This window comes from Aeromonas sp. 2MA4, from assembly GCF_029237305.1.
Lineage (GTDB): Bacteria > Pseudomonadota > Gammaproteobacteria > Enterobacterales > Aeromonadaceae > Aeromonas > Aeromonas salmonicida.
The window spans coordinates 81928-104833 of the sequence record NZ_JAACFY010000012.1; the positions used below are offsets into that span (position 1 = coordinate 81928).

Sequence of the window (22906 nt, forward strand, 5' to 3'; positions counted from 1 at the left end):
GGATCGAGAATAATCATGCGTTAGCAGTCACCAAATGACCTCGCCCCGGCGGGGTCATTTGCTATGAGGGAGAAGGGTTGAAACAGGCAGGATGATTAACGGGCGGGTGGCGTTAGCCTGATGGCGCGGGCCAGTGCCCTGTAATGCTCCGGCGCGAGTGCGTCGGAGAAGAGCCAGAGACGGGCATACGGCCTGTCGCTTGCCACCAGTTGCAGCCAGAGTACACCGGGCAGGACGCGACTGCGCGTCCCCAGCTGATAGCGATACCCTTGCCACACCAGCCACTGCCCATCCCACTCCAGCAAACCGGCCATACGGCTGGCACCCTGCCAGGCAAGCCAGAGCCCCGCCAACCAGCAGGGGATCAGCAGTGCCCACTGCCAACCATGGATCAGGCTGGCCACAGGCCACAACAGCAGCAGAAACAGGATCAGCAGCAGGACACGCTGCTGCCGGGAGGGAATAACGGGCATGTAAACCCGCATACGGGATCAGCTCAGGCTATCGTGGCGAGCCTGATTGCGCTCCAGGATCAGGGCGATCATGGCGGCAAACGCGGGATCGGCAGGAACGCCGTGGCCCATGCACCACTTGAACAGGTCAGGGTCATCGCTCTCCAGCAAGCGGATGAAGGTCTGCTGCTGCTCGTCACTCAAGCTGTCGAACTCGTGTTCAAAGAACGGCATAAAGATCACATCCAGCTCGAGCATGCCACGACGGCAGGCCCACTTCAGGCGGGATTTTTCAATTGGGCTCAACATGGAACTCTCCTTACAAAGACCCGAGGATGGTAACAGCTGGATTTTCCGGCTGACAAACATTCCTTACGTCTTTACCATGCAGGTCACATACTTTCTGTCTCTGGAATACCATCGTGAGCCTGCAAACGCCTGTTTTTCCTGCCGAGCCAACCCTTTTCCCCCTGACCGATCTCGCCATCACCAGCCTGACCGGTGCAGATCGCGTCAAGTATCTGCAAGGCCAGGTCACCTGCGACGTCCATGCACTGCAACCGGGCCAAAGCACGCTGGGCGGCCACTGCGATGCCAAGGGCAAGCTGTGGAGCGACTTTCGTCTGCTCTGCCTGAGCGATCGCCTGCTGATGCTGACCAAGCCCTCTGTGCTGGCGCGTCAGTTGCCCGAACTCAAGAAGTTTGCGGTGTTTGCCAAGGTCGAGATCGCCGAGAACCATGGTCAGGCAGTTGGCGTGGCTGGCCAGGGCACGGATGAGTGGGTGGCGGCCCGATTTGCCGTGTCACAAACAGGCCTGATCGACGCTGGCATGGCAGTGCAGATCGAAGCGGATCGCTGGCTGCTGGTGAGCGAGCAACCACTGACCATAGACTTGCCTGCCGGTAGCGAATCACTCTGGTGGGGACTGGATATCAAGGCTGGCATCCCCCATCTGGAAGCCGTGCATCAGGGGGAGTACATACCCCAGATGTTGAACCTGCAGGCACTGGATGGCATCAGCTTCACCAAGGGCTGCTACATGGGACAGGAGACTGTCGCCCGCGCCAAATATCGCGGGGCCAACAATCGCGCCCTGTTCGTGCTGGCCGGGACTGCCAGCGAGCCCGTCGCCTGTGGCGATGCCCTGGAGATCCAGCTCGGTGACAACTGGCGACGCAGCGGCATGGTGCTCAACGTCTGGCAACAGGCAGATCAGGTGTGGATCACGGCCGTGCTGCCCAAGGATACAGAGGCCGATGCCCGTTTTCGTTTCAAGCAGGAGGAGGCCTCCAGCCTTGCTCTGCAAGCCCTGCCCTACTCGCTGACCGAGTAAGGTCGGCTAACGAGGCACCCGCGCCAGCAGTGCCTCCTTGAGCCAGCGCCCCGCCTGCCCCAGCGGGCGGGCGCGATACCATTGCAGCTCCAGTGCCAGCTCGGCCAGCGCAATAAAGTCCGGATTGAGCACCACCACCTCCCCTCGCGCCAGCGGCCGGTGCAACAGAAAGTCCGGCACTGATGCCCAACCCAACCCCAGCTTGACCAGCTCCAAAATGCCCAGATCCCCCTCCACCCACCACACCTGTGCCGAGAGGCGGAAGCGGTGGCGTTCCGTGCCTTCCCGTCGCCCCGTCACCATCAGCTGGCGGGCCCCTTGCAAGTCGCTCTCTCGCAGTGGCGTCTTGCGGGCCAGCGGATGATCGGGGGAGACCACCAACGGCATCTTGACGGAGCCCAGTGAACAGGAGGCGAGCTCCCGCTCAGGCCGTTCCTTCTGATAGCTGATGCCAAGCTGGGCCCGGCCGCTTTTGAGCAGTTCGGTCACATCCTCCATCAGCGGAAACAGCAACTCCAGCTCGACGCCGGGGTAGCGGGTGGCGAACTCCTCCAACAGGGAGCCAAGCCAGGGCAGATGAGAGTCATCATCGATGGCCAGGGTGAGCCTCGACTCTACGCCTGCGGCCAGCTCACCGGCGATCGCCTGCAAGCGCTCGCTTTGGGCCAGCAAGATAGTGGCCTCCTGATGGATGCGGGTGCCCGCCTCCGTCAGCACGGGATAGCGGGCAGAGCGATCAAACAGCTCCAGCCCGAGATCTATCTCCAGGTTGGAGATGGCCGTACTGACCACGGACTGCGCCTTGCCCAGCTTGCGGGCAGCCGCCGAGAAGGAGCCCGTCTCTGCTGCCGCCAGCAGCGCCTTGAGTTGTTCCAGCGAGGGGTTCATCCGGTTGCTCCTGTCATGACCTAGTTGTGCGTCAACCTATCTATTTAATCGATAGATACCAACGTGAACCTATCACAAATTCGCGATAAATTGGCCACCATAGACACTCAGACACAGATAGATAGAGAGACAGATCATGCGTAATACCCGTGACCGCCTGCGCCATGCCATTGGCTTCGAACTGATTGGCCTGCTGATCGCCGCCCCCCTGGCAAGCTGGATCACTGGCGTAGGACTCAACCATATGGGGCCGCTGGCGTTGTTCTTCTCGGTGCTCGCCACCGTCTGGAACTACGTCTACAACATCGGCGTGGACAAACTGCTGCTCAAGTATCAGGGTCACACCCACAAGACGCTCTGGCAACGGGTATGGCATGCCATGGGCTTCGAGGGTGGATTGCTGTTTGTCGCCTTGCCAGTGATGGCCTGGTGGCTCGAGATCAGCATGATGGAGGCGCTGGTGCTGGATCTGGGCTTCGTGCTGTTCTATCTGGTCTATGCCTTCATCTACAACTGGAGCTATGACAAGGTCTTCCCGATACCGGGCCAGGTACAGCAGAACGCACTGGGCTAAACGGCAGGAAAATAAAGCGGGGAACACTAGGCACCATCATGCAACTGGCATGATGGTGCTGGAGGAAGACAAGCCCGCAAGGCCTGCCGCAGCGTTCAGGCTTGCGCCTTCAGCTCTTCGGTCGGGGCATCCGCCTCGGCCGACTCCTGGGTCAGCATGGCCTCGAGGTCGCTCTGGTACTGGTTCAGCAGGCGCTGGGCCGCCACCATGTCACCCTTGTGCAGACGCTCGAACAGATGGTGTTGCACCACGCCGTTGAGATACTCCACCGTGACGGGTTGCTCCAGGGTAGCCAGCAGCTCCTCTTTTTCCAGCTCGGCATTGATTTCATCGGCACTGGTACGCAGCAGACCGGCCAGTTGCACCAACATACGGCGCTCACCTTCGCGCAACAGGCTCAACATGCGGTTTCTCTGCTGCTCATTCTGTTGGGTCATACATTTCCTTACGTCGAATGGGAACAAGCCCGCTCATTCTGCCTTGTCCCTTTGACAGCGTCTATCTCATGCCCCCCACTTATTTTCATGTCGAGCCGATAAAGCCCGTCAGATGCTATTTACCCCGTCGCTAGGTATAGTAGCCGCTGGTTTAAAGGCGCCCTGCCGCCTCGAACGGACGAGAAATTTCACCATGACAGATGCCATTCTGGTGCTTTGCACCTGCCCGGATGAGGCCAGTGCCGACCTCATCAGCGAACAACTGCTGAACCAGCGGCTGGCGGCCTGCATCAATCAGCTGCCCGGCCTCACCTCCGTCTATCGCTGGCAGGGGCAGATCGAACGGGCACGGGAGATCCAGCTCATCATCAAGTCGCGGGCCTCCCTGTTCGAACTCTTGCGCCTATGCATCCTCAGCCATCACCCCTATGAGGTGCCGGAGATCCTGGCACTCCCGACAAGCCAGGGCCATCAGCCCTATCTCGACTGGTTAACACAGGAAACCTCATGACACTGTCTCGCCTGCTCTCCCCCCTGCTTGTGCTCTTCGCCCTACTGCTGTCCACCCTGAGTGTGACGCCGGTTCAGGCCAGCAGTGACAGTCTGCTGAGCGCCCTCGGCATCGAGGCCAACGCCCAGCCCAAGTTTCTGAAAGTCGACGACGCCTTCGTGCTCGAGCGTGAACAGCAAGGCAACCAGCTGTTGCTGACCCTGCGCATCGCCGATGATTACTACCTCTACCGCCACAGCTTCCGCTTCAAGGGCGAGAACCTCGCCTTCAGTGAGCCCGTCTTGCCCGCCGGGGCAGAGCATGAGGATGACTTCTTCGGCAAGACCCGGGTCTACTACCGTGAGGTGCAGATCCCCGTCACCCTGACCGAGGCGGGCCAGCAGGCCAGCCTCACCGTCAGCTATCAGGGCTGTACCGACGGCCTCTGCTACCCGCCCACAGACAAGCAGATTGCGGTGCAGCCTGTCGTCGCTAACGATACAGATCCGGCCGCCACCGATGACATGACACGCGCCCCAGCCAGCAGTCAGCAGGATCAACTGGCCGCGGCCCTCGGCAGCCAGGGCTTCTGGCTCAGCATCGCCGCCTTCTTCGCGCTGGGGCTGGGGCTCGCCTTCACCCCCTGCGTCTTCCCCATGTACCCCATTTTGACCGGCATCATAGCTGGCGCGGGTCATAGGCTCTCCACCCGCCGTGCCTTCCTGCTCTCCTTCGTCTATGTGCAGGGAATGGCGGTGACCTATACCCTGCTCGGGCTGGTGGTAGCGTCGGCAGGCTTGAAATTCCAGGCGGCGCTGCAGCACCCCTATGTGCTGATCGGGCTCTCCGTCATGTTCGTGCTGCTGGCGTTCTCCATGTTCGGGCTCTACACCCTGCAACTGCCGAGCAGCCTGCAAACCCGCTTGAGCGGCCTCTCCAACCGCCAACAGGGAGGCTCTGTACTCGGGGTCGGCATCATGGGGATGATCTCGGGCCTGGTCTGCTCCCCCTGCACCACGGCACCGCTTTCCGGCGCCCTGATTTACGTGGCTCAAAGCGGCGATCTCTGGCTCGGCGGCGCGGCCCTCTATGCCCTGTCGCTCGGGATGGGACTGCCGTTGCTGCTGCTCGGCACCTCAGGGGGCAAGTTGCTGCCCAGGGCTGGCGCCTGGATGGATGTGATCAAGCAACTCTTTGGTTTTGCGCTGCTGGCGGTGCCAATCCTGCTGTTGTCACGGCTCTGGAGCGACCAGGTCGCCACCCTCGCCTGGCTCGGCTGGGGGCTGCTGCTGTGCGGCTATCTCTATCACCACAACCAGCATCGCGCCCACTCGGTCGGCAAGAGTCTCGGCGGCTTTGTGCTGTTGCTGGCGATGATGAGCCTGGTGGTGGTAGGCAAGGATCTGCTGCTGCCCGTGCCCGGCGTCAAGGCCAGCGCCGAGACCCAGGTGCCCCAATTTATCCGCATCAAGACCCTGGATGACCTCAAGACGCAACTCGCCGCAGCCCGCGGCAAACCTGTGCTGTTGGATCTCTATGCCGACTGGTGCGTGGCCTGCAAGGAGTTCGAGCACAAGACCTTCAGCGATCCCGCCGTGCGGGCGCGCTTCGATGACATGGCACTGCTGCAAGCGGACGTCACCGCCAACGACGATGCCGATGTGGAGCTGCTCAACGGCCTGAACGTGCTGGGCCTGCCGACCCTGATCTTCTTCGACAGTGCCGGCCAGGAAGTGAGTGGCCAGCGGGTGACCGGCTTTATGGGGCCGGAAGCATTTGCAGGACACCTCGATAGGGTGCGCGATGCAAACTGAGTTGCGTCGGCTGCTGGCAACCGATGGTCCAGCCTTGCAGCGTCTGTTCGAACTTGCCCCTGCCTATCAGGCGGCCGTGAGTCATGAGCCCCTCTCCGCGCGAGCTGCGGAGGAAGCGCTAGTGGCATGTCCGCCCAACCTGTCGCTCTCTGACAAACATCTCATCGGTCGCTGGGAAGATGGGGAACTCACCGCAGTGGTCGATCTGCTGCGCGGCTATCCCGATCCTGCCACCGCTTATCTGGGTCTGTTGCTGGTGGGGGAACCCTGGCAAGGGAGTGGCCGGGGTCAGGCGTTTTATCTCCACGCCTGCATGATGGCGCGCATCTGGGGGGCAACCCGGCTGCGCCTGTCGGTGATTGCCAGCAATGAGGCCGCCTTATCCTTTTGGCTGCGCAGAGGGTTCACCGAGTGCTATCGCCGCGAGCTGGCTGTCTATCGGGCCGAGGCCATAGTGCTGGAACGCACTCTGGAACCGTGAGCCGAGGTTTGCCACCGCACGTTGGCGTGGCACAATCTGCCCTCCCGTTTTGCACTTGTCCGGAGTTTTGATGAAAAAGTGGTTCATCCCCCTGCTGGCCCTCTGGCTATATGGTTGTTACGCAGGACCCGGTGAAGAGGCAATCCAGCATCAGGTCACCGCCAAACTCCAGTCTGACACAGACGACAATCTGTTCGAGATCAGTGACTTCGCCATTCTCGGCAAAGAAGAGCGGATGGAGGGCGTCTATCTGATCAAGGTGAGCTACCAGCTCCATTTCAAGCTGGGGCTGGATCAGTTACAGGTACTGCACGACGAGGACCTGATCTATGACAGGGTTGGTCCCTTCCAGCAAGAGATGGGACTGATGGAGCTGGAGCGCAAATATGGCGAATTCGAGGCCGGTCAGGTGCTGCAGCAAGAGACCGACGTCTGGATGATGAAAACCGAACAGGGCTGGCGTCTGGCCGAACCTGCTCAATAACGCCTCCCCACCCGCCCCCTTCGGGCTGCTTGCGCTCGCCCTTTACAACAGATCCTTCATCCGGTGCCACAGCATGCCGAGCGCCAGCAGGGGGGAGCGCAACGCCGGGCCACCGGGGAAGGTCATATGGGGCACGCTACTGAACAGATCGAAGCCCCGGCTCTCGCCCCGGATCGCCTCTGCCACCAGCTTGGCCGCCATATGTGTGGCGTTGAGGCCATGACCTGAATAAGCCTGGGAATAGAAGACGTTGGGATGATCCTGCAAGCGGCCGATCTGCGGCAAGCGATTGGCCCCTATCCCTATCATGCCGCCCCACTGAAACTCGATGGCCGTCCCCGCCAACTCGGGAAAGACTCTCAGCAGCTTGGGCAACATGAAGGCCTTGATGTCTCGCGGGTCCCTTCCCGAGTAGTTGCAGGCACCACCAAACAACAGGCGACCATCGGCGGAGAGGCGATAGTAGTCGAGCGCCACGTTCTGATCGCACACCGCCATATTCTGCGGCAACAAGCGCTGGCGCAGCCGCTTCTCCAGCACCTCAGTGGCGAGAATGTAAGAGCCCGCCGGTAGCACCCTGCCCCCCAATTCGGGATTGAGATCATTGAGGTAGGCGTTGCAACCTATCACCAGATAATCGGCACTCACCCGGCCACGGGCCGTGGTGATCTGCACCCGCTTGCCATAGTCGATATGGGCCACTCGGGAGTGCTCGAACAGAGCGACACCCAGGCTAGCCGCGGCGCGCGCCTCACCCAGCGCCAGATTGAGGGGATGCAGGTGACCCGAGCCCATGTCAATCATGCCGCCAATATAGCGATCCGACCCCACCACTGAGTGGATCTCCTCCCGTGGCACCAGCGTAATCTCGTGCTGATAACCCAGGCTGGCCAGATGTGCCGCCTCTTCCTCAAATCCGGCAAGATGGCGCTGACGGGTAGCGAGGTCGCAGTAACCCCAGGTGAGATCGCAGTCGATGTTGAAGTGCTCGATGCGCTCTCGCACCAGCTGTACCGCCTCCAACCCCATCAGATCCAGCTCACGTACTCCCTGCTCGCCGATACAGCGGGCGAACTGCCCGGTATCGTGGCCTATGCCACGAATGAGTTGGCCGCCGTTGCGACCGGACGCCCCCCAGCCGATGCGGTTTGCCTCCAGCAGGGCCACCTTGTAGCCCGCCTGTGCCAGGTTGATGGCGGTATTGAGGCCGGTAAAGCCGCCACCAATGATGCAGACATCGACATTCAGCTCACCACCAAGTTCTGGCCACTGCTGATTGTCGTTGCGGGTGGCCGCATAATAGGAGGCCACATGTTCCTGATATCCGTTGAACTTTCCTGCCTGCATACTCAGCATCCCGCCTTGGTGACCATGTGTTTACTAAAATAAACGACCTGTCATCGATAATACCCAGCCCCCCGCTACCAATCCAGTCCATGAGGATCACAGAAATGCAAAAGGCATCCCGGGGGATACCTTTTGCTTCGGTCACGCCGTGGGGCTGATGACCGCAACCCACAAATACAAAAGGCGCCCCGAAGGGCGCCTTTGCATGCAATCAAGATACGGTAACGAATTACAGTACGTTGATGGCGTTCAGGTCGGAGAAGGCTTTCTCCAGACGGGCGATCATGGAAGTCTGACCGGCACGCAGCCATACGCGCGGATCGTAGAACTTCTTGTTCGGCTTGTCAGCGCCTTCCGGGTTGCCCAGCTGACCTTGCAGGTAAGCTTCGTTGGTCTTGTAGAAGTGCAGCAGACCTTCCCAGGTTGCCCACTGGGTGTCGGTGTCGATGTTCATCTTCACTACACCGTAGGAGATGGACTCGCGGATCTCTTCCAGAGTGGAACCTGAACCACCGTGGAATACGAAGTCCAGAGACTTGGCAGGCAGACCAAACTTCTCGGAAACGAATTTCTGGGAAGCGTCCAGGATGGACGGGGTCAGCTTGACGTTACCCGGCTTGTATACACCGTGCACGTTGCCGAAGGAGGCAGCGATGGTGAAACGCGGGCTGATCTTGGACAGACGCTCGTAGGCGTAAGCCACGTCTTCCGGCTGGGTGTACAGGGCGGATTGATCCATGTGGCTGTTGTCCACACCGTCTTCTTCGCCACCGGTGCAACCCAGTTCCAGCTCCAGAGTCATGTTCATCTTGGCCATGCGGGTCAGGTACTCGCAGCAGATGTCGATGTTCTCTTCCAGAGACTCTTCGGACAGATCCAGCATGTGGGAGGAGAACAGCGGCTTGCCGGTTTCAGCAAAGTGCTTCTCGCCCGCTTCCAGCAGACCGTCGATCCACGGCAGCAGCTTCTTGGCAGCGTGGTCGGTGTGCAGGATGACAGGTACACCGTAGGCTTCGGCAACGGCGTGAACATGCTTGGCGCCAGAGATGGCACCGATGATGGCGGCTTGCTGGCCTTCCAGCTTCAGACCCTTGCCGGCGGTGAACACGGCACCACCGTTGGAGAACTGAACGATAACCGGCGCTTTGACCTTGGCAGCAGCTTCCAGTACGGCGTTGACGGAGTCGGTACCAACGCAGTTTACAGCTGGCAGAGCGAAGCCGTTCTCTTTGGCGATGGCGAACACTTTCTGAACGTCATCACCAGTGATCACGCCGGGTTTTACGAAGTCGAAAATTTTCTTAGACATGTTTAATCGTCCTGTTCTCGTATGCCGTTAATAAAAAATGGGGGGTTCATCATGAACCGGCACAGCGGCCACATGATAAACGAAACGGGAGGCTTTTGCCCCCCGTCCCGGGTCAATTAGGCTTTGGCGCGCTGTTCCAGCATCGCAACAGCCGGCAGTACCTTGCCTTCTACAAACTCCAGGAAGGCGCCGCCGCCAGTGGAGATGTAGGAGACTTTGTCGGCGATGCCGAACTTGTCGATGGCGGCCAGAGTGTCACCACCGCCAGCGATGGAGAAGGCCGGAGAAGCAGCGATGGCTTCGGCAATCACCTTGGTGCCTGCGGAGAACTGGTCGAACTCGAACACACCGACCGGGCCGTTCCACAGAATGGTCTTGGCATTCATGATGATGTCGGCCAGGGCCTTGGCAGAGTCAGGGCCGATGTCGAAGATCATGTCGCCGTCGGTCACGTCGGAGACGGACTTGATGGTGGCCGGAGTGCTTTCTGAGAACTCGGTACCCACGACCACGTCTGTGGTGACAGGAATGTTGGTCTCGGCGGCCAGTTTCTTGGCGGTGTCGAGCAGGTCGTGTTCACACAGGGACTTGCCGACGTTGTGACCGGCAGCAGCGATAAAGGTGTTGGCGATGCCACCACCGACCACCAGCTGGTCAGCGATCTTGGAGAGGGATTCCAGCACGGTCAGCTTGGTAGAGACCTTGGAACCGCCAACGATGGCAACCATGGGGCGCTCGGGTTTCAGCATGGCTTTGCCCAGGGCTTCCAGTTCACCGGCCAGCAGCGGGCCTGCACAGGCGATCGGGGCAAATTGAGCCACACCGTAGGTAGAACCTTCGGCGCGGTGAGCAGTACCGAACGCATCCATTACAAAGACGTCACACAGGGCGGCGTATTTTTTGGCCAGCTCTTCGGTGTTCTTCTTCTCGCCTTTGTTGAAACGGCAGTTTTCCAGCACGACCAGCTCACCGGCGGCGACTTCTACGCCATCCAGGTAATCCTTGGCCAGGCGGACCGGGCAGGACAGAGCGTCTTTCAGATAGTTGACAACCGGAGCCAGGGAGAACTCTTCGTTGTATTCACCCTCGGTCGGGCGACCCAGGTGGGAGGTGATCATCAGCTTGGCGCCCTTTTCCAGAGCCAGCTTGATGGTCGGCAGCGTCGCCACGATACGTGCGTCGGAAGTGACCTTGCCGTCTTTTACCGGTACGTTCAGGTCAGCACGGATCAGAACGCGTTTACCCGCCAGATCCAGGTCGGTCATCTTGATAACAGACATATTCAGTCCTCTATATTTTCAGGTAATGTTAAAAACAGTAACCTTGCGCCCGTTCAGGCTCTCAGCCTGCGGCCATCATGGCCCGGGTGGTATCCAGCATACGGTTGGCGAAGCCCCATTCGTTATCGCACCACATCAACATCTTGACGAGGTTGGCATCGCTTACCCGTGTCTGGGTACCATCGATGATGCAGGAGTGTGCATCATGATTGAAGTCTACGGAGACCAATGGCTCCTCCGTGTAATCCAGAATACCGCTTAATGTACCTCTGGATGCCCGTTGCAGGGCTTGATTTACGTCAGTAACCGTCACTTTTTTACGAACAGTAATACTGAGATCCATTGCCGTTACGTTGATGGTCGGCACCCGTACCGCGATCGCCTCGAACTTGCCGGCGAAGTGGGGGAGGATTCGCTCTAACCCCTTTGCCAGCTTGGTATCCACCGGAATGATGGACTGGCTGGCAGCACGGGTTCGACGCAAGTCGCTGTGGTAGGCATCGATGACTTGCTGATCATGCATGGCCGAATGAATTGTCGTAATAGTACCACAATTTATCTCGAATTCTCGATGCAATGTTTCGATGACGGGCACCACGCAATTGGTAGTGCAAGAAGCGTTGGAGACGATCCGCTCCCTTCCCGTCAGCAGCTGATGGTTCACTCCGTAGACGATGGTGGCATCCACATCCGCATCCGCCGGATGGGAGAAGAGCACCTTGCCCGCCCCCGCGCCCAGATGCAGTTCGGCGTCGGCACGCGAGCCGAATACGCCGGTGCAATCGAGCACCACGTCCACCCCCAGCGCCCGCCAGGGCAGATTGGCGGGGTCCCGCTCGGCAAACAGGGAGATGAGATCCTCCCCCACCAGCATGCTGTGACCCGCCAGTTGTACCGGATAGCGGAAACGACCGTGGCTGGTGTCAAAACGCGTGAGGTGCACCATGGCTTCAGGCGCCGCCAGCTCGTTGATGGCAACTATCTTGATGTTCTTGTCGCGCCCGCTTTCATAAAGAGCACGTAGCACGTTGCGGCCGATCCGCCCGTACCCATTGATGGCAATCTTGATCATGAGAAAAGTGTGTCCTTACCTGCGACAAAGGGACGAACGGATGGATGATTCACGACAGCAGGGCGTCCTGGAATACGCCACGGGCCAGCAGTGCGGCCCCGAACACACCGGCGCTGTCTCCCAGAGCTGGAGCAATAATGGGGGTAGCGAAGCGGGGATTAAAGAGGAATGGCAAAATTGTCTGGCGCCCCGCGCTGTAGAGGCTCTGCACATTGCCGACGCCACCACCGATGACGATGACATCCGGATCGAGAATATTGACCACGTTGGCCAGCGCCTGACCGAACAGCAAGTGCAAGCGATCGATAGTGAGTTTGGCCACATGATCATAAACCGTCGCCGCCGCGATCTGGGCCAGCGACAGATGACGCTTGGTCTTGACCTGATACCAGGCCTCCAGCGCCGGGCCGCTGATGAGGGTCTCGACGCAGCCACGCTTGCCACAGTAGCACTCGGGACCATCGGGGGAGAGCACATTGTGGCCCCACTCACCGGCGATGCCGTGGTGGCCATTCAAGATACGGCCATTGATGACGATGCCGGAGCCCACGCCGGTGCCCATTATGATGCCGAACACCACCTTCGCATCGGGATGGTGCTGGCGCACCGCACCGAGATGGGTTTCCGCCAGGGCGAAGCAGTTGGCGTCGTTGGCGATGAGCACGGGAACGCCGAGCCTGCGTTCCAGATCTTCCTTGAACGGCTTGCCGTTGAGCTCGGTGGTATTGCAGTTCTTCATCACCCCTGTCTGGGGATCCCGCGCGCCGGGCGTGCCCATGCCTATGATGGTTGGGCGCTGACCCAGTTTGAGCGCGCACTCCTCTACCAGTTTCGCGATCTGGCCGATCATGTGGTCATAACCGCCCTGACGTTCAGTGGGGATGCGATGACGCAGCAGGACCTCGTCGCCATCCAGCACCACACACTCGCACTTGGTACCACCAAGATCGATACCCCAATCCAACGATTTCTTGCTCATCCTGTCTCCTGCCATGGCCAAGGATACTGCCGTGAGGACGCAACTTGTCCGGCCTCCTCACGGTCGCTCATCTTGCTTTTTCTGCGCCCAACGATGGCACAGTGTAACCCGAGCCTGAGCCATGATGCAGCCCCAAACAAGGGCGTCTCCAATCACCCAGAAGAGGTCAGGTGCCAAAGCGCCAATAGCGCCTTTGCTTCATTTATGTGCTGAACAAGAGGTGGAAATGGTTGAGGTGATATCCCTTGGCCGAGAGATAGCAACACGAGCATTGAAGAGGTATGACGGCACCGCCATCGATGCCTTGATGCCGTTCAGATAAAGCAGAATATCGCTCAGTCGCGACAGAACGGCACTGGCCTCAAGGCGCCTTCTTCATTGGATGCGACGGAGGCTGACCCGGCGTCACCCCAGCTGGATCGCCCTGGATGTAAATCTCCCGTCCATCCTGCTGATAGGGTCGGTAATGGTTGCTGCCACAGCGATAACCACCACCCGGCTGACTCATCAACTCACAGTTGACCGGCAATACCTCCAGCCACTTGATGGCCTGCTGGAAACGCAGCCACTCCTGCCATTCATGCTCCCGCGCCAGCTTGTCTCGCAGCGCGAAGGTATCCTCAATGGACATGCCCTTGTTGACGATCACTTGGCCCGCCGCCGCAGGCAAGGCCGCCAACAGCAGCAAGAGTATTGGAATTCGCTTCATGGCAGTTTCCTGTATGACTTATTTCGAGAATTAAATTTAAAGCCTTATCAGACTGTTACCCAGATCACAAAAACTAAACCAATCCAAATCCGGTCGGCTCACCTAGTTGTTTAGTATCACCCCGAGTAGGATGCACCACCATGAAACTGGCACAAGGTCTGTTGTTGAGTCTAGTGGTCGCATCGACGGTCGGAGCAAGCGAGGTCAACCTGAGCTGGCAGTGGCAATCTGCCGACGGGCAACAGAAGCGACTGCAACTGAATACCAATGAACGCATCATGTCGGTCAGCCGCCACGAAATGACCCTGCTCGATGCCGCCCTCAACTATCCGCTGGAGACACTCTACTCCTACATAAGCCCGCGTCTTTACAACAGCATCAATCTCATCAATCAGAACAGTCCCGAGACCGCCACCAAGTTTCGCAATCTGGAGCAGGCCTTCACCCTGCGCGACGACAGCATGGAGTCGACCCTGTTCTGGCAGGCTTACCAGCAATATCAGGACGACGCCTTCTACCAGATGCGGGTCGTGCCCTGCGTTCATCCATCCAACCGCAAGCTGCCCTGCGTGCGCCCCAATTACTCCCAGTTGTTCTACCAGTTCAAGGGGGATCTCAAACCCCTGGCAAAACAGTTTTCCGCCAAGGATCTGGCCACCAGCGTCGGCCTGTTGCAGGAGTGGCTGAGCGGGATACCCACGCCACCGGAACAGATGGATCACTTCGCCCCGCCCCTGCAGGCATTGCAGAACAACAAGGCAGACAGCGATGAGAAGGCACTGCTGATGGCAAGCCTGCTGGCAGAGCTGGCACCGCAATACATGCTCAGCATCATCTATCCGAATATCAGCATCGGCAGCGTCTCGCCAGCCTGGTTGGCCATCACGGCCGACAGTGGATTGAAAGGGGATACGGTAGTGATCGGCAATCAGCGCCACGTCTTGCTGACAGGTTCGCCCCTGCTGGCCGAGCAGATGACCATGGCCAAGATCCCGCTGGTCAGCGAACCCTTGTACTAAGCTCTATACTCATCAAACCAGTTGATAACAAATTGATTTTTATCGACTTCGTGCCATCCTTGCCGCCTTTGTCAGCCGAGCTCAGCGCTGACGGGCGGCATCATCGACGCCCTTGCGAATTTATTTAACACTTTTTAAACAGATCCGATCAGTTTAGGATGAGTTCTGCCCCATTCCCTCAAGTGAAAAATCGTTATAACATAACAAAAGGAGTGTCATCAGGATGAAACATCTCGTACTTACTCTGGCGCTGCTGCCGACCCTGGCCATGGCTCACAACATCAAGGAGTCTGCCCAAGTGCCGCTGGTCAATATCAGCGACAAGGGTGAACTGGTGCTGAAAGAGAAAGAGGTCAGCTACCAACCCTGGCAAAGCAAGGTACTGACTGGCAAAGTTTTTCTGATCCAGCACATAGCGGGTCGCTCCAGTGCCAAGGAACTGAACGCCCCCATGATCGAGGCGATCAAAGCGGCCAAGCTGCCTCACGACAAGTACCAGACCGTCACCATCATCAACAGCAATGACGCCATCTGGGGTACTTCCGGCTTTGTGAAGAGCAGTGCCGAAGACAGCAAGAAAGAGTTCCCCTGGTCCGCCATGGTACTGGATGCCAAAGGCATGGCTCGCAACGCCTGGGATCTCGCGCCGGAAAGTTCGGCCATCATACTGCTGGATAAAGAGGGCAAGGTGCTGTTCGCCAAAGACGGCCAGCTCGATGCCACCAATATTGCTACCGTGATGGGGCTCATCCAGTCCCATCTCTGAATCAGAGAGAAGGGGCGCTGACGGCGCCTTTTCATAAGGGTCTATGGGTCGTTCCAAGCTGAAAATCGGGTTGTTGCTGCTGGGCTGGTTGTGGATACAACCGGCGCTGGCACAACACCCGCTGGAAGCAGACCTGCCGGACCACAATCACAGCTGCCTTCTCTGCGCTCTCCATCTGGATGGCAAGCTTGCTCTGACGCCGACACTGCCAGTCCCACAGCCACTCTTTGTCGCAGGTCATCTCGCCCCCATCACTTTCACCACCCCGCAGCACAGGACCACAGGTCATTGCCGCATCCGCGCGCCTCCACCCCTCATCGCCTTTCCCTCTGAACATTCCTCTTATTAATTGTTTCGCAAGGATTAACGATGAAAGCAGTCACCTTATTACTGGCAGCCGCCGCCTTTGGCGTGCAAGCAAACCACGACGAGCATGAAAGCCACGGCCACGGTGCCCACGAGCACGGTCACGCTCACCTCAATCTGGTGCTCGATGGCAACCAGCTGATGATAGAGTTGCAGGCACCCGGCGCCGATCTGGTCGGGTTCGAGCACGCAGCCAAGAGCGATGCGGACAAGGCGCAATACGCCAAGGCCATGGCTCAGCTCAAGCAGCCGGATGCTCTGTTCCGTTTAGACCCGGCAGCTGGCTGTACCTTGACTCACCAGGAGTTGCGGGCGGCCAAAGAAGATCACGACCATGACCATGACCATGACCATGAAAAGGCTGGCAGCGATCACGATGAACACCACCATGATGAGGCGGGTCACGCCGATCTGGGGGCCATGTACACCTACACCTGCCAGACACCTGCCAAGCTGACCGGCCTGGAAGCCACCCTGTTCAGTGTCTACCCGAGCCTGGAAAAGCTGAGCGTGCAGGGCATCTTGCCCACCGGCCAGACTGCGGCCGAGCTGACCCCATCCGCCAACAAGCTGAGCTGGTAATTCCATGAAAAAAGCCGTGGTTGAGATCCGCGATCTGGCCTTTTCCTGGCCGGGTCACGAGCCTGTACTCGATCTGCCCGCCCTCACCATATCCCAAGGTGAGCGGGTGTTTATCAAGGGTCCGTCGGGCTCGGGCAAGTCGACCCTGCTCGGCTTGCTGGCCGGGATCCAGACCGCCAACCACGGCACCCTGGAGGTGCTGGGCCAGCCATTGGCCCAGCTATCCGGCCGTGCCCGTGACCACTTCCGGGCGGCCAATCTGGGTTATATCTTCCAGCAGTTTAATCTGCTGCCATTTTTATCCGTGCTGGACAACGTCACCGCCGCCCTCACCTTCTCGTCCGAGAAGCGGGCTCGTCTGCAAGGCAGCCCCGAACAGGAGGCACGCCGTCTGCTGGGAGAGCTGCAACTGCCGGACGAAGCACTGCATCGTCCCGTTCACGCCCTCAGCATTGGTCAACAGCAACGGGTTGCCGCCGCACGGGCGCTGATCGGTTCGCCGCCGCTGGTGATCGCCGATGAACCCACCTCGGCCCTGGATACCGACAACCGGGCCGCCTTTATCAAGCTCTTGTTCGAAGAGTGTGACAAGCAGGGTTCTACCCTCATCTTCGTCAGTCACGATCCCTACCTCGAACCTCTCTTCCCGCGGGTTGAAAACCTGCAACAGCTCAACCGGAGGGCCATATGCTGACCATTCATCACCACGGCACGCGCCCGGCCAGATCCGCATGCGCGGATACATCGCAACAGCAAAACCGGAGGCTAACGTGCTGAAACTTGCCCTGCAAAGTCTCTGGGCCCGTCGTCTCACCGCCGGGCTGACCCTGCTGGCCGTGGCCATCAGCGTCACCCTGCTGCTCGGGGTGGAGCGGGTTCGCACCCAGGCCCGCGAGAGCTTTTCCAATACGGTATCTGGCACAGACCTTATCGTCGGCGCCCGCTCCGGCCAGGTGAACCTGCTGCTCTACTCGGTATTTCGCATCGGCAATCCCACCAACAACGTAGGCTGGGATGCCTATCAAGCCATCAAGCAGAAACCCGGCGTGGCCTGGACCATTCCCCTCTCCCTCGGTGATTCCCACAAGGGCTTTCGGGTACTCGGTACCAATGGCGACTACTTCACTCATCTGAAATACGGCCAGCAGCAGTCACTGCAACTGCGGGAGGGGCGGCCGTTCGACACGCCATTCGAGGCGGTGCTCGGCGCCCAGGTGGCAGAGAAGCTGGGCTACCGGCTGGATCAATCCATCATCATCGCCCACGGCGCCGGCAATACCTCCTTCAGCCAGCATGACAACCTGCCGTTCAAGGTGGTGGGAATACTGGCACCGACCGGCACCCCCATCGATCGAACCATTCATGTGCCGCTGGCCGGTATCGAGGCCATCCACCTCGGCTGGGATACGGGTCGCCACAGCAAGAACGTGACCGCCGAGCAGGCACTGGCGCAGGATCTGACGCCTAAAACCATTACCGCCTTCATGGTGGGGCTGAGCAACCGCATCCTGGCGTTCCAGCTCCAGCGCAGCGTCAACACCTACAGAGGCGAGCCGCTGATGGCGATCCTGCCGGGGGCGGCCCTGCAGGAGTTGTGGAGCCTGATGAGCGTGGCAGAAACCGCGCTCTCGGTGATCGCCGGATTTGTGGTGGTGGCGGGCCTCATCGGCATGCTGACCACACTGCTGGCGGGGCTCAACGAGCGGCGGCGCGAGCTGGCCATATTGAGATCCCTCGGCGCGGGTCCGGCCCACCTCTTCCTGCTGCTGGCGCTGGAAGCAATGGCCCTCACCACAGCGGGCATAGCCGTCGGAGTAGCCGCGCTCTATCTGGGGCAAGGGCTTGCCACTCCCTGGTTGCTCAGCCACTATGGCCTGCAATTGAGCCTGGGGCTGCCCAGCGCCTATGAATGGCAACTGCTGGGGCTGGTGTGGCTGGCAGGCATGGTGATCGGCCTGCTGCCGGCGGCCCGCGCCTACCGTTACAGCCTGAGCGATGGCATGAGCATCCGGGTCTAGTGAGCGACAAACAGAAGGACAGATGATGAAGTGGAAAATAATGGCGCTGCTGGCCAGCCTGCTGGTGCTGCCGGCGGTGGCCGCTGATTACAAGACCATCGACTGGGATGTGCTGATTCCGGAAGGGGAAAGGCTGCTGCCACCGCCCCAGGTCAACCATGAAGATCCCATGTCGGTTCCTCAACCCGTGGGGGGCGTCAATCAGAAGCTGGATCAGCAGGACGTGCGCATTCCGGGGTTCGTGGTACCGCTGGAGGGAGATGCCAAGAAGATCACCGCCTTCCTGCTGGTGCCCTACTTCGGCGCCTGTATCCATGTGCCGCCACCCCCGACCAATCAGGTGATCTATGTGAGCTATCCCAAGGGCGCCCCCGTGGATGATCTCTGGGACGCCATCTGGGTGAAGGGCAAGATGCGCACCATCAGTTCAAGCCATGAAATGGCGACCGCCTCCTACTCCATGGAAGGGGTCGAGGTCAGCGTCTACGAAGAGTGATCCTGGCCATGAAAGGTGTGCGGGCACTGGCCACCATGATTCACACCCCGGCCCTGCAATAACGCCAGCCACGAGATGGCCTCCATTCGGAGGCCATTTTTTGTCCCGCTACGGGCAAAAATCCAGACATAGTCCCTGCCTGAGGGATTGCCCGCCATGCCGGTTGGAGTAACATTCAAGGCCAAACCTTGCGATCACGGAGCCAGCATGGCTGACCTGCCCCCGCCCAAGAAAGAGAGTGCCATCCTGAGCAGCCAGGAGCAGACCCTGCGCCTGGCCCGCAGCCGCGGTATCGATGGCATGCTCACTCGCAACAGCGACAGCACCTTCGAACAACGCGCCACCTTTCGCCATCTGGCGGATCAGGCCGCTCGTCAGCGCAACCTGGAAGCCATCATGGTGATGGCCTCCCGTCACTGTGAGGAGACGGCTGCCGGCGGCGAGATGGACAGCGACTGGCTGACCCGCTTCCTGCAACTGGCGGAAGACATCAGCATGGTGCCCATGCAGCAGTTGTGGGGCCGCATCTTCGCCATCGAGGTCGCCACTCCCGGCCGTTTCTCCATCCGCGCCCTGACCACCCTCAAAGAGATGACCCAGCGCGAAGCCATGCTGTTTCAGCGGGTCTGCGCCCTCTCCTGCCACTATGCGGGCAGCGATGAGCAGCGTCTGCTGCTGGGGTTGCACAAGGGTGCCAGCCTGCTCACCCGCGCCAAGGTGACCCGTCTTGGCCTTGGCAAATACCGGCTCCCCTACAACGCCATGTTGCAACTGTTCGAACTCGGTCTGCTGCACAGAGGGGAGCTGGAATCCGGTCCGCTGCCCTCCGATGGGGTCGAGCTGGCCTTCGGCAACCAGCACTGGCGCCTGCAACGCAAGCAGGCCAACATCACCCTGCTCTACTACCGCCTGACGCCTGTGGGCAATGAACTCGCCCATCTGCTGCAAGAGTCGCCACTGGAGGAGTACTTGCAGGACTTGAAAACCGTGCTGGTGCAGGGGCTGCAGATAGAGACCATGACGCAGCCCCCGCCGCCCGAACAAGATCCCCTCTCGCCGACACCGACCGTCTGATCCCAGGGGAGCCCGTGGCGGGCTCCTCTTGTCGTGACACGCCTGTCCCCCCATCTTGCGAAATTCCCCCTGTCGCTCCCAAATCGGTTCTCGAAATGCGAATCGATCTGTTTGATCACCCCTCCATGATCCGGACTCTCAGCAAAGTCTGACCATTTTGGTCGGATAAAGCCTCTATTTACAAAATTATCACCAAAGGTGTCACCTTGGTGCGCCACTTGCACTGGCAATACGTCTTTCCTAACAACCCCATTCTGGAGCAGCTCCATGAGAGTCAACCAACCAGTTACTCAGCGCGAACGCCTCTATCCGGACCACCAGAACCTGATCTCCACCACGGATCTGGAAAGTCGCATTACCTATGCCAACGATGAATTCTGTGACATCGCAGGATTCAGCCCTGACGAGTTACGAGGCCAACATCACAATCTGGTGCGCCATCCGGATATGCCCAAACAGGCCTTTGCAGATATGTGGTACCACATCAAGGAGGGAAAGAGCTGGATGGGACCGGTCAAGAACCGCTGCAAGAATGGCGACCACTACTGGGTCAGCGCCTTTGTCACCCCCATCAAAGACACAAACGGACGGATAGCCGAATTTCAATCGGTACGTACTGCGCCGAGCGAAGCGCTCAAACAGCGTGCCGAGGGCGTCTATGCCGACCTGCGCAATGACAAGGTTCCACTGGCTCTCAGGCTGCCCACCTTCTCCCATACCCTGACCATCAACCTCTGCCTGTTGTTAAGTCTGGCAACCATGCTTGGCCTGGGTTACAGCCAGGGCATTAACTGGCAACTGACGCTGGCGGCCCTCCCGCTGGCACTCGCGGCTGTGGTTATCCATGCCCTCTCCCGCCGTCTGGGCAAGCTTAACAAGATGGCTCGCAGCCGCTTCGACAACCCGTTGATGCAGCTGCTCTATACCAACAAGGTCGACAACATCGCCGCCATCGAGCTCGCCATGCTGATGAATCAGGCCGAGTTCAATGCCGTACTGGCCCGTACCCAGCAAACCTGCACTCAAATACTGCAGGCCGCAGAGGGGGATCTGCGCAACGCCGAATCCATCACCGACAACCTGCAACAGCAGCAAGCCGAGACCAATCAGGTGGCCACCGCCATCACAGAGATGTCGGAGTCCATCCGCGAGGTATCGCAAAGCTCCAGCGACGCCTCCAGCCTGCTGGACGAGACGACCGACCTGTTCAGGAACGGCAACAGCAGCGTCGCCGAGACAGTGGCGGCCGTGGCAGGCATGAACAGCGAGCTGACTACCTCAAAGACGGTCATCAGCGAACTGGTGGGCCACTGCCGCGATATCGACGGCATTCTCGATGTGATCAACAACATCGCCAACCAGACCAACCTGCTGGCGCTCAATGCGGCAATTGAAGCTGCCCGCGCCGGTGAAGCGGGTCGGGGATTCTCGGTTGTGGCGGATGAAATCCGGTCGCTTGCCATCAAGACCCAAGCCTCCACCAGCGAAATCCAGAAGATGATCACCGAGCTGCAAACCAGCGCCGGGGATGCTGAGCAGGCAATGGAGAAGGGGTGCCAACTCTCGGAGAGCTGCCAGCAGAAGGCGTCGGCGACCGGCAGCATACTGCAGCAGATCAACAACATGTTGCAGCAGGTTGCCTCAGGCAGCGGCCAGATTGCCCAGGCGGTACAGGAACAATCTCATGTGACTGCCGAGATCAATCGCAACGTGCTCAGCATCAAGACCCTGGCCGATGACTCCAGCACAGGCAGCCAACACGCCGTGCACGGCATCACCCAGCTGGTGAGTCAGTTGAGCGACCTCGATCGGCTGGTACGCCAGTTCCAGAAGCCGGCACCAACAACCCAAAACCGCCATGCACATGCAGCAGCGGTCCCGAACGCCATGCCGGTACGCCAGGCCAGATAGCCCCCCGCAGGCAATCGCCTCAAAAAAACCATATGGGCCCACAGGCCCATATGGTTTTTTAATGCCCGCCAACCAGAGGGCGACACTCCCGCTTTCACCTTCCGATTTCCCCTGCTCTGATGGGCCGTCGCTGTTGGGCGGTCATATCGCCGCCCGCTATTTATTAATTTGTTGATCTCGCTCAGAAAGCTACCATCTCCCGCTTTCCACCCAAGTCCCGTTCGGTAACATATCCGCTTGGCAACCTCTCGTTGGAGTCAGCCATGAGCCAAGCCAGAGCCATATCGCAGGTAAAAAACAGCAGACTGGAGGCTGGAATTCAGGGGCGGTAGCCTTGCCGATGATTTCCATGACTGGCCTATTGCTGTTTTTTATACAGCGGCAATAGTGCCGCGATAAAGAAGAAGTCAAATAAATGGCCTCCCCCCGAGCCTGGCTGGCAATAGGCTGATTTAACATTGGCTTGTTTATGGCGGTTATCAGGACGGAGCAGTGTTACATGAAGGGATGCATTTATGTCAGTGGAAGAAGTGGTAAGAGGTTTTATCGAGCACGTTCGGTCGGGCAAGAATCCAGAATTGGCCGTTCAATATTTAGCCCCGATTGTGGTAGCCCATCAAATTATATCTGGCGTTTCGGAAGCAATTGAGCGAACCCCGGGAAATTATCGTCTACATGTTGAGGAGTTTCTAGAGGCTTATGGCGATTATGAGCTTTTCATTGAAGAAATTTTAGCCCAAGGTGAAAAAGTATATGTGCGTTGGCGTCAAGAAGGTCGATATCTAGGGAATATCCTAGGTTATGAACCCACGGGTTTAACGCTCTCGACAGTAGGCAGTGCGGTATATCGAGTTAGCGGAAACAAAATTGTTGAATACTGGATTCAGCAGGAAAATCAGGGTTTGCATAATCAGCTCGAATTACATCTTGGGCAATTCAGCTAACAAACGCCTCAAGAGAGACTGTCATCGCGCGGCGTTTCCAACCCCATTGAACCGCTATAGCTACATTTATAGCAGTTGAG

At 59.0% G+C, this 22906-nt stretch carries 26 protein-coding genes; 16 read left to right on the forward strand and 10 right to left on the reverse strand.

Going from position 1 to position 22906, the window contains the following annotated elements:
• Nucleotides 1-95 precede the first annotated feature (95 nt).
• Together GWQ31_RS13445 and sdhE are read right to left on the reverse strand one after the other, a co-directional pair.
• Complete coding sequence (locus tag GWQ31_RS13445) at nucleotides 96-473, reverse strand: protein YgfX (protein WP_275909565.1); 378 nt, start codon at nucleotides 471-473, stop codon at nucleotides 96-98.
• An 18-nt stretch (nucleotides 474-491) separates the two neighbouring features.
• The gene (gene sdhE, locus GWQ31_RS13450) at nucleotides 492-761 is read right to left on the reverse strand and encodes an FAD assembly factor SdhE (protein WP_005318829.1); all 270 of its coding nucleotides are present in this window, start codon (nucleotides 759-761) and stop codon (nucleotides 492-494) included.
• A 113-nt stretch (nucleotides 762-874) separates the two neighbouring features.
• On the opposite strand from sdhE, the gene ygfZ reads away from it, so the two are divergent.
• Nucleotides 875-1786 (forward strand): tRNA-modifying protein YgfZ, encoded by a 912-nt coding sequence (ygfZ, locus tag GWQ31_RS13455; protein ID WP_275909566.1) that lies wholly within the window; start codon nucleotides 875-877, stop codon nucleotides 1784-1786.
• A 6-nt stretch (nucleotides 1787-1792) separates the two neighbouring features.
• On the opposite strand, the gene GWQ31_RS13460 is transcribed toward ygfZ, so the two are convergent.
• Nucleotides 1793-2674, reverse strand: a complete 882-nt coding sequence (locus GWQ31_RS13460) for a LysR family transcriptional regulator (RefSeq protein WP_021139192.1) — start codon at nucleotides 2672-2674, stop codon at nucleotides 1793-1795.
• Nucleotides 2675-2810: 136 nt separating this feature from the next.
• On the opposite strand from GWQ31_RS13460, the gene GWQ31_RS13465 reads away from it, so the two are divergent.
• Entirely contained in the window at nucleotides 2811-3248 is a 438-nt protein-coding gene (locus GWQ31_RS13465; RefSeq protein WP_021139191.1) for a PACE efflux transporter, read from the forward strand.
• Between the two features lie 95 nt (nucleotides 3249-3343).
• On the opposite strand, the gene GWQ31_RS13470 is transcribed toward GWQ31_RS13465, so the two are convergent.
• Nucleotides 3344-3685 carry a hypothetical protein gene (locus tag GWQ31_RS13470; protein ID WP_005318822.1) on the reverse strand — a complete coding sequence of 114 codons (342 nt, stop codon included), beginning with the start codon at nucleotides 3683-3685 and terminating at the stop codon, nucleotides 3344-3346.
• Nucleotides 3686-3878: 193 nt separating this feature from the next.
• On the opposite strand from GWQ31_RS13470, the gene cutA reads away from it, so the two are divergent.
• From cutA to GWQ31_RS13490, 4 genes are all read left to right on the forward strand, one after another.
• Nucleotides 3879-4196: a divalent-cation tolerance protein CutA gene (cutA, locus tag GWQ31_RS13475; protein WP_059168287.1), complete on the forward strand. Its 318-nt coding sequence runs from the start codon at nucleotides 3879-3881 to the stop codon at nucleotides 4194-4196.
• The gene (locus GWQ31_RS13480; protein WP_275909567.1) at nucleotides 4193-5989 is read left to right on the forward strand and encodes a protein-disulfide reductase DsbD; all 1797 of its coding nucleotides are present in this window, start codon (nucleotides 4193-4195) and stop codon (nucleotides 5987-5989) included. The genes cutA and GWQ31_RS13480 overlap by 4 nt, the downstream gene beginning before the upstream one ends.
• Nucleotides 5979-6470, forward strand: a complete 492-nt coding sequence (locus GWQ31_RS13485; protein WP_275909568.1) for a GNAT family N-acetyltransferase — start codon at nucleotides 5979-5981, stop codon at nucleotides 6468-6470. The genes GWQ31_RS13480 and GWQ31_RS13485 overlap by 11 nt, the downstream gene beginning before the upstream one ends.
• Before the next feature lie 70 nt (nucleotides 6471-6540).
• Nucleotides 6541-6954 carry a hypothetical protein gene (locus tag GWQ31_RS13490; protein ID WP_021139188.1) on the forward strand — a complete coding sequence of 138 codons (414 nt, stop codon included), beginning with the start codon at nucleotides 6541-6543 and terminating at the stop codon, nucleotides 6952-6954.
• A gap of 42 nt (nucleotides 6955-6996) precedes the next feature.
• Here GWQ31_RS13490 and GWQ31_RS13495 read toward each other — a convergent pair whose 3' ends face one another.
• From GWQ31_RS13495 to GWQ31_RS13520, 6 genes are all read right to left on the reverse strand, one after another.
• Complete coding sequence (locus GWQ31_RS13495; protein ID WP_275909569.1) at nucleotides 6997-8301, reverse strand: FAD-binding oxidoreductase; 1305 nt, start codon at nucleotides 8299-8301, stop codon at nucleotides 6997-6999.
• 229 nt (nucleotides 8302-8530) lie between these two features.
• Entirely contained in the window at nucleotides 8531-9610 is a 1080-nt protein-coding gene (gene fbaA, locus GWQ31_RS13500) for a class II fructose-bisphosphate aldolase (RefSeq protein WP_005318811.1), read from the reverse strand.
• Nucleotides 9611-9726: 116 nt separating this feature from the next.
• A complete protein-coding gene (locus GWQ31_RS13505) occupies nucleotides 9727-10890 on the reverse strand; it encodes a phosphoglycerate kinase (protein ID WP_021139186.1) in 1164 nt (387 codons plus the stop codon).
• Nucleotides 10891-10951: 61 nt separating this feature from the next.
• Nucleotides 10952-11962, reverse strand: a complete 1011-nt coding sequence (gene epd, locus GWQ31_RS13510) for an erythrose-4-phosphate dehydrogenase (RefSeq protein WP_159165418.1) — start codon at nucleotides 11960-11962, stop codon at nucleotides 10952-10954.
• A 49-nt stretch (nucleotides 11963-12011) separates the two neighbouring features.
• Nucleotides 12012-12941, reverse strand: a complete 930-nt coding sequence (locus GWQ31_RS13515) for an ROK family protein (protein WP_275909570.1) — start codon at nucleotides 12939-12941, stop codon at nucleotides 12012-12014.
• A gap of 361 nt (nucleotides 12942-13302) precedes the next feature.
• Nucleotides 13303-13650, reverse strand: coding sequence for a hypothetical protein (locus GWQ31_RS13520; RefSeq protein WP_256687332.1), 348 nt, complete (start codon nucleotides 13648-13650; stop codon nucleotides 13303-13305).
• Between the two features lie 140 nt (nucleotides 13651-13790).
• Between GWQ31_RS13520 and GWQ31_RS13525 the strand changes: the two genes are divergently transcribed.
• The 10 genes from GWQ31_RS13525 to GWQ31_RS13570 all read left to right on the forward strand — a co-directional run bounded on the left by GWQ31_RS13525 (nucleotide 13791) and on the right by GWQ31_RS13570 (nucleotide 22826).
• Nucleotides 13791-14669, forward strand: coding sequence for a hypothetical protein (locus GWQ31_RS13525; protein WP_021139182.1), 879 nt, complete (start codon nucleotides 13791-13793; stop codon nucleotides 14667-14669).
• Between the two features lie 223 nt (nucleotides 14670-14892).
• Nucleotides 14893-15435: a YtfJ family protein gene (locus GWQ31_RS13530; protein ID WP_005318797.1), complete on the forward strand. Its 543-nt coding sequence runs from the start codon at nucleotides 14893-14895 to the stop codon at nucleotides 15433-15435.
• Nucleotides 15436-15478: 43 nt separating this feature from the next.
• Complete coding sequence (locus tag GWQ31_RS13535) at nucleotides 15479-15784, forward strand: hypothetical protein (protein WP_081097863.1); 306 nt, start codon at nucleotides 15479-15481, stop codon at nucleotides 15782-15784.
• A 20-nt stretch (nucleotides 15785-15804) separates the two neighbouring features.
• Nucleotides 15805-16383, forward strand: coding sequence for a DUF2796 domain-containing protein (locus GWQ31_RS13540; RefSeq protein ID WP_212539572.1), 579 nt, complete (start codon nucleotides 15805-15807; stop codon nucleotides 16381-16383).
• 4 nt (nucleotides 16384-16387) lie between these two features.
• On the forward strand, nucleotides 16388-17077 hold the full coding sequence (locus tag GWQ31_RS13545) for an ABC transporter ATP-binding protein (RefSeq protein WP_005318793.1): 690 nt from the start codon (nucleotides 16388-16390) through the stop codon (nucleotides 17075-17077).
• Between the two features lie 76 nt (nucleotides 17078-17153).
• On the forward strand, nucleotides 17154-18401 hold the full coding sequence (locus GWQ31_RS13550) for an ABC transporter permease (RefSeq protein WP_005318791.1): 1248 nt from the start codon (nucleotides 17154-17156) through the stop codon (nucleotides 18399-18401).
• Between the two features lie 22 nt (nucleotides 18402-18423).
• Nucleotides 18424-18897, forward strand: a complete 474-nt coding sequence (locus tag GWQ31_RS13555) for a DUF3299 domain-containing protein (RefSeq protein ID WP_011899071.1) — start codon at nucleotides 18424-18426, stop codon at nucleotides 18895-18897.
• Nucleotides 18898-19104: 207 nt separating this feature from the next.
• Complete coding sequence (locus tag GWQ31_RS13560) at nucleotides 19105-19971, forward strand: TIGR03899 family protein (protein ID WP_275909571.1); 867 nt, start codon at nucleotides 19105-19107, stop codon at nucleotides 19969-19971.
• Between the two features lie 267 nt (nucleotides 19972-20238).
• Entirely contained in the window at nucleotides 20239-21882 is a 1644-nt protein-coding gene (locus tag GWQ31_RS13565) for a PAS domain-containing methyl-accepting chemotaxis protein (RefSeq protein ID WP_275909572.1), read from the forward strand.
• A gap of 515 nt (nucleotides 21883-22397) precedes the next feature.
• Entirely contained in the window at nucleotides 22398-22826 is a 429-nt protein-coding gene (locus GWQ31_RS13570) for an ester cyclase (RefSeq protein ID WP_275909573.1), read from the forward strand.
• Nucleotides 22827-22906 lie beyond the last annotated feature (80 nt).

Coding starts and splice junctions, on each gene's coding strand:
- GWQ31_RS13565 (WP_275909572.1), top strand. CDS start 20,239: ATGAGAGTCAACCAACCAGTTACTCAGCGCGAACGCCTCTATCCGGAC.
- GWQ31_RS13545 (WP_005318793.1), top strand. CDS start 16,388: ATGAAAAAAGCCGTGGTTGAGATCCGCGATCTGGCCTTTTCCTGGCCG.
- GWQ31_RS13515 (WP_275909570.1), bottom strand. CDS start 12,941: ATGAGCAAGAAATCGTTGGATTGGGGTATCGATCTTGGTGGTACCAAG.
- fbaA (WP_005318811.1), bottom strand. CDS start 9,610: ATGTCTAAGAAAATTTTCGACTTCGTAAAACCCGGCGTGATCACTGGT.
- GWQ31_RS13445 (WP_275909565.1), bottom strand. CDS start 473: ATGCCCGTTATTCCCTCCCGGCAGCAGCGTGTCCTGCTGCTGATCCTG.
- epd (WP_159165418.1), bottom strand. CDS start 11,962: ATGATCAAGATTGCCATCAATGGGTACGGGCGGATCGGCCGCAACGTG.
- GWQ31_RS13530 (WP_005318797.1), top strand. CDS start 14,893: ATGAAACATCTCGTACTTACTCTGGCGCTGCTGCCGACCCTGGCCATG.
- sdhE (WP_005318829.1), bottom strand. CDS start 761: ATGTTGAGCCCAATTGAAAAATCCCGCCTGAAGTGGGCCTGCCGTCGT.
- GWQ31_RS13470 (WP_005318822.1), bottom strand. CDS start 3,685: ATGACCCAACAGAATGAGCAGCAGAGAAACCGCATGTTGAGCCTGTTG.
- GWQ31_RS13495 (WP_275909569.1), bottom strand. CDS start 8,301: ATGCAGGCAGGAAAGTTCAACGGATATCAGGAACATGTGGCCTCCTAT.
- cutA (WP_059168287.1), top strand. CDS start 3,879: ATGACAGATGCCATTCTGGTGCTTTGCACCTGCCCGGATGAGGCCAGT.
- GWQ31_RS13520 (WP_256687332.1), bottom strand. CDS start 13,650: ATGAAGCGAATTCCAATACTCTTGCTGCTGTTGGCGGCCTTGCCTGCG.
- GWQ31_RS13540 (WP_212539572.1), top strand. CDS start 15,805: ATGAAAGCAGTCACCTTATTACTGGCAGCCGCCGCCTTTGGCGTGCAA.
- GWQ31_RS13570 (WP_275909573.1), top strand. CDS start 22,398: ATGTCAGTGGAAGAAGTGGTAAGAGGTTTTATCGAGCACGTTCGGTCG.
- GWQ31_RS13525 (WP_021139182.1), top strand. CDS start 13,791: ATGAAACTGGCACAAGGTCTGTTGTTGAGTCTAGTGGTCGCATCGACG.
- GWQ31_RS13460 (WP_021139192.1), bottom strand. CDS start 2,674: ATGAACCCCTCGCTGGAACAACTCAAGGCGCTGCTGGCGGCAGCAGAG.
- GWQ31_RS13505 (WP_021139186.1), bottom strand. CDS start 10,890: ATGTCTGTTATCAAGATGACCGACCTGGATCTGGCGGGTAAACGCGTT.
- GWQ31_RS13480 (WP_275909567.1), top strand. CDS start 4,193: ATGACACTGTCTCGCCTGCTCTCCCCCCTGCTTGTGCTCTTCGCCCTA.
- GWQ31_RS13535 (WP_081097863.1), top strand. CDS start 15,479: ATGGGTCGTTCCAAGCTGAAAATCGGGTTGTTGCTGCTGGGCTGGTTG.
- GWQ31_RS13555 (WP_011899071.1), top strand. CDS start 18,424: ATGATGAAGTGGAAAATAATGGCGCTGCTGGCCAGCCTGCTGGTGCTG.
- GWQ31_RS13465 (WP_021139191.1), top strand. CDS start 2,811: ATGCGTAATACCCGTGACCGCCTGCGCCATGCCATTGGCTTCGAACTG.
- GWQ31_RS13560 (WP_275909571.1), top strand. CDS start 19,105: ATGGCTGACCTGCCCCCGCCCAAGAAAGAGAGTGCCATCCTGAGCAGC.
- GWQ31_RS13485 (WP_275909568.1), top strand. CDS start 5,979: ATGCAAACTGAGTTGCGTCGGCTGCTGGCAACCGATGGTCCAGCCTTG.
- GWQ31_RS13490 (WP_021139188.1), top strand. CDS start 6,541: ATGAAAAAGTGGTTCATCCCCCTGCTGGCCCTCTGGCTATATGGTTGT.